This window comes from Ruegeria sp. AB8 (genome assembly GCF_056542605.1).
The window spans coordinates 409,904-416,436 of the sequence record NZ_JBQGAB010000001.1 but is presented as its reverse complement, the minus strand read 5'-3'; the positions used below and the strand labels follow the sequence as shown (position 1 = coordinate 416,436).

General features: G+C 56.2%; 5 protein-coding genes and 1 tRNA gene. 3 read left to right on the top strand and 3 right to left on the bottom strand.

Features of this window, described 5'->3' with window-relative positions; genetic code table 11:
* Positions 1-135: 135 nt before the first annotated feature.
* Complete coding sequence (locus ACR0CG_RS02060) at positions 136-1,551, bottom strand: tyrosine-type recombinase/integrase (protein WP_480522621.1); 1,416 nt, start codon at positions 1,549-1,551, stop codon at positions 136-138.
* A 163-nt stretch (positions 1,552-1,714) separates the two neighbouring features.
* A tRNA-Cys gene (locus ACR0CG_RS02055) sits at positions 1,715-1,788 on the bottom strand.
* Positions 1,789-2,013: 225 nt separating this feature from the next.
* Here ACR0CG_RS02055 and ACR0CG_RS02050 point away from each other — a divergent pair.
* The 3 genes from ACR0CG_RS02050 to ACR0CG_RS02040 all read left to right on the top strand — a co-directional run bounded on the left by ACR0CG_RS02050 (position 2,014) and on the right by ACR0CG_RS02040 (position 5,020).
* Positions 2,014-2,667: a protein-L-isoaspartate O-methyltransferase family protein gene (locus tag ACR0CG_RS02050; protein ID WP_480522619.1), complete on the top strand. Its 654-nt coding sequence runs from the start codon at positions 2,014-2,016 to the stop codon at positions 2,665-2,667.
* A 95-nt stretch (positions 2,668-2,762) separates the two neighbouring features.
* Complete coding sequence (locus ACR0CG_RS02045) at positions 2,763-4,181, top strand: TolC family outer membrane protein (RefSeq protein WP_170676266.1); 1,419 nt, start codon at positions 2,763-2,765, stop codon at positions 4,179-4,181.
* Between the two features lie 74 nt (positions 4,182-4,255).
* Positions 4,256-5,020, top strand: a complete 765-nt coding sequence (locus ACR0CG_RS02040) for a hypothetical protein (protein ID WP_480522617.1) — start codon at positions 4,256-4,258, stop codon at positions 5,018-5,020.
* Positions 5,021-5,024: 4 nt separating this feature from the next.
* Here ACR0CG_RS02040 and ACR0CG_RS02035 read toward each other — a convergent pair whose 3' ends face one another.
* A complete protein-coding gene (locus tag ACR0CG_RS02035) occupies positions 5,025-6,482 on the bottom strand; it encodes a cobyric acid synthase (protein ID WP_480522615.1) in 1,458 nt (485 codons plus the stop codon).
* Positions 6,483-6,533 lie beyond the last annotated feature (51 nt).

The window sequence follows — 6,533 nt, the reverse complement described above, 5'->3', positions numbered from 1 at the left end:
TTCTCACCGTAGCTCTGCTTGGTTCCGGGTTTCTTTCTCATCTCCACTCCTTGGCGGTTACGATGAGCCAGAAACCCTCTCTTATCAAATCTACTTAAACTGTCCCATTGGTGCTGACGTCAGACAGAAGGCAAGCTACCCGTTCAAAATCCGCAGCAGCGTATCGCCCTCTATCAAGTCATCATTCTTTGCCGCTAGCGCTTTCATCGCAATTTCTTCTGTAACCACGTAGTTCTGCCGTTCAACGCCTAATGCCGCCAGTAGCCCAGCTTCATCTAGCGTGCCCGCTGCAAGCATATTGAACGCCGTTTCCACCACACCGCCGCCGTTTGCCGTCGCCTCTTTCTTAGGGCTCTTTCGCATGTCGCGTCCGCTGTGCATTTCAGCGTTAAGCAACGGGCTGTACTTGCTGTAGTGCTTGTCCAACATCGCTGTGCTGTTACCCATCTGTTTGCTCAGTGCATGTGTGCTGATGCCGCGCTTAAAGTCTCGCGTCGCATAGTAGTGCCGCAAGCTGTACAGAGTACGCGATTTGCCATCAGCGCCAATTTTCAGACCCAAGTCATCCAGAAGCGCATTAAATGCGCGGTTTAAGCTGGCAATGTTTGCAACTGCGCCTAAGCGCGTCGTGAATACATGCTCGTTGGATTTGGCTGCGATGAGCTGAGCGAAGCTGTCGTAGCTGAGAGCAGGGTTCAGCTTACTTTGTCTGTCCAAGTACCCTTCCACAGTGTCTCGCGCCACTGCGCTTCTCTTTCGCGTTTTTCCGTCTACGTTCACCACCAAATAGCGCTCGCCGTCATTCTCCTGCCATTCAATGTTGCGCCAACGTAGCCGCAAAGCCTCTGTGCCGTGTCGCACGCCAGTGTTGGCCAGAAACAGCACGTAGTTTCGCAGCACTTCGCGTGTCGCGATAGCTTTCTTGTCTTTCGTCTTTTTGTGCCAGCCGCGCAGCGCCGTATAAATCTTCTTGTACTCTGCGTCCGTAAAGCTGCCTCTGCTTTCGCTCTTGGCGCCTTTGTTAAGCAGGGTGGGGCGCATGGATTTTACGATCCAGCCGTGTAGCTCCGCCTCGTCCAAAACTCTGTTCAGTGCTGCATTGTGATTATTGATGCCGCTTTGTGAGAACGGCTTTTTGTTCGTCTCAGTGCGCCATGCATCAAAAGCAGTCAGCGCAGCCAAATCTATCTTCGCTACATCCGTGTTTCCAAAATACGGGATGAGCCAAATGCGCAGCGCTGAGAAGTAATCTTTGTAAGCTTGCTTGCCGCCGCCCTCGTCAAGTTCGCGCTGCATTCGCGCCATCGCATATTCTGCAACATGCTTAAATTTGCGGGTTTGAGCGGGCAGGTGATTTTTGATGCGCGCCTTGGTCTCGTGGTACAATTCAATCGCGCGTTCTTTTGCTTCCTCTAAGTCGTCTGTCTTTGTGCTTTTCACAACACGTTTGCCGTTGTCCAAAGTCAGTCGCACGTACCAATTTTCGCTGCCCTGGCGCTTATCCAGCTTCAGTTTTTTGTGCACATTTACAGTAGAAACGCCGTAGCTCATCGCGTGCTGCTTCGCCTAGTTGCATGTTTTTTCTCAGTATACTGCAAAAGGTCTCAAAATGCAGTCGAATCTGCGCGCGGACTGTGTACGAATTGTGCACGAAAATTGTGTGACTATATCTTGTGTAGGTGGGTGCTATTCTGGTGAGTATTACAAGATGTTGTGGAGGCGAGTACCGGAATCGAACCGGTGTACACGGATTTGCAATCCGCTGCGTCACCACTCCGCCAACTCGCCTTTTTAAGTAAAATCAATTACTTGCCGTGGTGTGAGAGGCGTTTTAACAGCTTTCGTCTGGGGCGTCCAGAGGATTGATTGCAATTTTGGCATCCGGCTTTGGAAATGCAGTCCCGCATTGTGTGCAAACCGGGCATCATCGGCAAGATTCAGTGCATGAGCCGTTGCTGGCTGGCATGGGATGTGGCACAAGCCAAACAATCAAGAGAGCAAGTGAGCGATCCAATGACAGATTTCGCAAAACGTCGCCAAACGATGGTCGATACTCAGGTCCGGCCTTCCGATGTCACCAAGTTTCCCATCATCGATGCGATGCTCAGCGTCAAACGCGAGAATTTTGTGCCGCACGCACAGCGCGAAGCCGCTTATGTCGAAGATCTGATCGATCTGGGCGACGGGCGGTACATGACCGAACCGCGGACGCTGGCCAAGATGCTGGATGTGCTCAACATTTCCAACAACGAGGTGGTGCTGGACATCGCTCCGGCGCTTGGCTACTCGACTGCGGTTGCAGCGCGCATGGCGCAACTGGTCGTCGCTGTCGAGGAAGAGGAAAGCCTGGCCGGCGAAGCGCAAACGCTTTTGATGGAAGCTGACGCCGACAATGCCATCGTGCATGTCGGCCTTCTGGAACAGGGGGCTGCTGAACATGGGCCGTATGACGTGATCATGGTGCAGGGGGGTGTCGAACAGGTTCCGCAGGACTTGCTGGCGCAACTCAAGGATCACGGCCGGATTGCCTGCCTGTTCATGGAGGGTGAGCTGGGGGCAGTGCGCATCGGTTATAAATCCGGCGGGCGTGTCACCTGGCGCCATGCGTTCAATGCCAGCGCGCCGGTTCTGAAGGCATTTTCGGCCGAAAGTGCATTTTCGCTATAGTCCGACAGCAGATTATTTCGCTGCCTTGATTAGTTGAAAACAAAGGCGCAAACTGCCCAACGAGCAGTGTTATTTTGATTTGAGAGGACTTGGTTATGCGTGGTACGCCAACTGGTAGACTGGTCAGGGCAGCGGCCTTGACCGCCGCCATTGCCTTGAGCGCAATACCCGGCCGCGCGGTCTGGGCCGATAATCTGACCGATGCGTTCATCGGCGCGTACAATACAAGCGGTTTGCTTGAGCAGAACAGGGCGTTGTTGCGTGCGGCGGACGAAGATGTCGCCATTGCGCTGTCAGCGCTGCGGCCGATCATCAACTGGGCCGTCCAGGTAAGCCAGGACTACACCCGTGCACGGACCAATAATGTGGTCACGACCAACGAACCTTCTCGATTTTTCACGGGTCTGACGCTTAACCAACTCGTGTATGATGGCGGTGCATCGATCTTGGGGAAACAATCAGCTCAAGAAACTGTGCTGGCGACCCGACAGAGCCTGATTGATATCGAGCAGGGAGTTCTGAGCCGGGCGGCAAGTGCCTATCTGGATGTGTTGCTGCAGGAAGAGACTGTGGCCATTCGCCAGAACAACGTCGAGGTTTCGGCAGAGGAACTTCGCGCATCAAATGATCGCTTCGAGGTTGGTGAAGTCACCCGGACAGACGTGGCGCTGTCCGAGGCTCAATTGGCTGGCTCACAGGCCGATCTGGCCGTTGCACGTGGCGATCTGGATATCGCGCAAGCTGAATATGTAAATGCGGTCGGTAATGCTCCCGGACGAACAGCCGGTCAGCCAAGTTTGCCCAGTCTGCCTCGCTCCGAAGCGGAAGCGATCAGCCTGGCGCAACGTAACCATCCAGCGATTCTGTCGGCGCAGCATCAGGTGCGAGCGCTGGATCTCATCGTTCAGCAACAGCGGGCAAACTTGGGTCCGAACGTTTCCCTGGATGCTGACGCGGGTGTTACAGAACGCTATGACAATAGCGATTACATCAACGATGCCAGTGTCTCGCTAACTTTCAGGCAGCCGATCTATGCCGGTGGCCGACTGGCAGCTAACGTCCGTCGGGCCATGGCGCAACGCGATGGGTCGCGCGCCAATCTGCTGAATGTTCAAAAGAACATTACGCAAGGCGTAACAAACCAGTACGCGGCTTTTCAGGCGGCCAGCGCAAGCTTGAGAGCATCGACCGAACGGGTTCGTGCGTCGCAGGTTGCTTTCGATGGTATCCGTGAAGAAGCGACCTTGGGGGCCCGGACAACATTGGATGTTCTGAACGCTCAGCAGGATCTTTTGGATGCGCAACTCGCCGAAGTCAGATCGCGCACAGAGCGAACCCGCGCAGCCTATGATTTGCTGCAGGCTCAGGGCCTTCTGACCGCAGAACGCCTTGGTCTGGCCGTGCAGATTTATGATCCGACGCTGTACTATAACCTCGTCAAAAAGGCTCCGGCACAGGTCAGCAAGCAAAGCCGTGACCTGGATCGCGTCCTCAAAGCGTTGCGTCGTGACTGACGGGCAATACTATCGGTTGTGAGGTTCGAATTGTTTGGCTACACTTATCCGTAAGGATAGAGCGGTAGAGAACAATGACGGATAATGTCGTAAAAGCAGGGATCGAGGACGTCCTGTCCTCGGTCAAACGTCTGGTCAGCGAAGAAAGCCGCAAGGTTCCCGATTTGGCGTCCAAACGCAAGCCAAGCCGGCTGGTTCTGACCGATTCCCTGCGGGTCGATGATCCCGTCAGGGTTGAAAGAAAGCAGGAAGCGCCGGAAGGTGTTCCCGGGTGCGAAACAGAACGCACCGCAAAACCTCTGGTGCTGAGCGCTAGCGACATCATCAAAAACGGTGAGCGTGAGCCTGCCAATACATCAGTGTTGGAAGACGGGTCCAAAGCAGGGGCCGCGGACGATCTCGCGGGAAGTCTGAGCGCAAAGATAGAGGCGCTTGAGGCCGCCATAGCCCGGACCGAGGACCAGTGGGAGCCTGACGGGAACAGCGATGACGCTTATTCGGGGACGCAGGTCAACCCACTGAGCTGGGATGGGGCAGGCGGGTTCGTGGCTGGATCCGAGCAACTTGACGACCAGATTGACGAAACTGAAGACGAAAGCTTCTCGGCGACATTTGTACGATCTTCGCAGGCGTCATATTCTGAACGGGCGGAGCCTGAAGCAGATGATCTAGACGATTTGGATGTTCCCACATTGGACGAGGATGCATTGCGGGAACTGGTGGCCGATGTGGTCCGGCAGGAATTGCAGGGTGTTCTTGGGGAACGTATCACGCGAAATCTGCGCAAACTGGTGCGGCGGGAGATCCACCGCGCATTGTCTGCTCAGAACCTCGAATAAACTGTTACTGGCGGGTCGGCGGTGCGGCCAGGGACAGCAACAGGTCCAAGTCCATGTGCTGTTCCAGATGATCCGCCAGATCATCCAGCGTCTGTTCCACACCGTCATCGTAGCTGAGGTCTGAATTCACACCGAACTGCGCCAGATAGCTGGCGCGGAACGTGTCTGACGAAAAGATGCCGTGCAGATAGCTGCCCCGGATGCGGCCATTTCGACTGGCAGCGCCTTCCGGGCGGCCGTCAATCTCCAGCCAGGCATGGTCACAATCGGCCCCGTCGGTGCGTCCCATATGTATCTCGTAGCCGGTGACGGTTTCTCCGCCCGTCAGTGCCTTTGCAGTGCGCAGTCTGACGTGCTTGTCCCCGGCCATGATAGTTTCGACGTCCAACAGGCCCAAACCGTCTACTTTGCCCGGTCGACCATCGACGCCGTCCGGGTCAGAAATGGTTTTGCCCAGCATCTGATAGCCGCCGCAAAGGCCCAGAACGTGGCCGCCGCGGCGGACATGCGCCATAAGGTCCACATCCCAACCCTGTGCCCGGAAATAGGCCAGGTCGCCGATGGTGGACTTGCTGCCGGGCAGCAACACAAGATTGGCATCACCGGGCAGGGCCCGCCCGGCGGGGACAATCTCGACCGTCACGCCGGGTTCGGCCGACAAAGGATCGAGATCGTCAAAATTCGCCATGCGCTCCAGTTGCGGGACAACTACCTTGCACGCCCCGCCACCATGAGAGCGGATGTCCATCATGTCTTCAGCAGGCAGTTTCCAGGCGTCGTGAAACCACGGAACCACGCCCAGACAGGGCCAGCCGGTCCGCCCGGCAATGTCATCGCGCCCTTCATCGAACAGTGAAACATCGCCCTTGAACCGGTTGACGGCGAACCCTTTGATCATTGCAAGATCGCGATCTTCCAGAACGGCCTGTGTTCCGACGATTTGGGCGATCACGCCACCGCGATGGATGTCGCCGACCAGCACCACCGGCACCCCTGTTGCGCAGGCAAACCCCATGTTGGCAATGTCGCCCTTTCTCAGATTGGTTTCAGCCGGGCTGCCCGCACCTTCGATAAGCACCAGATCGGCGTCGCTGCATAACCGGTCAAAGCTTTGCAGCGCGGCGCCCAGTAGTTTGGATTTATCCTTGCGATAGTCGCCAGCCTTCATCGTTCCCGCGCGTTTGCCCTGCACGATAATTTGCGCCCCGGTATCCGTTTCCGGCTTCAGCAGGATCGGGTTCATATCGGTATGCGTCGGTCGTTTCGCAGCCATGGCCTGCAACGCCTGAGCGCGCCCGATCTCGCCACCGTTCTCGGTCACGGCCGCATTGTTGGACATGTTCTGCGGCTTGAACGGAGCAACCTTCAGCCCGCGCTTTGTAAAGGCCCGCGCCAGACCGGCGACCAGAACCGACTTGCCAACATTGCTGCCGGTTCCCTGAATCATGATGGCGCGAACCATGGGCGTCTCCTATACGTTGAGGCGCAGATGACCTGATTTGAGGCCAAAGGG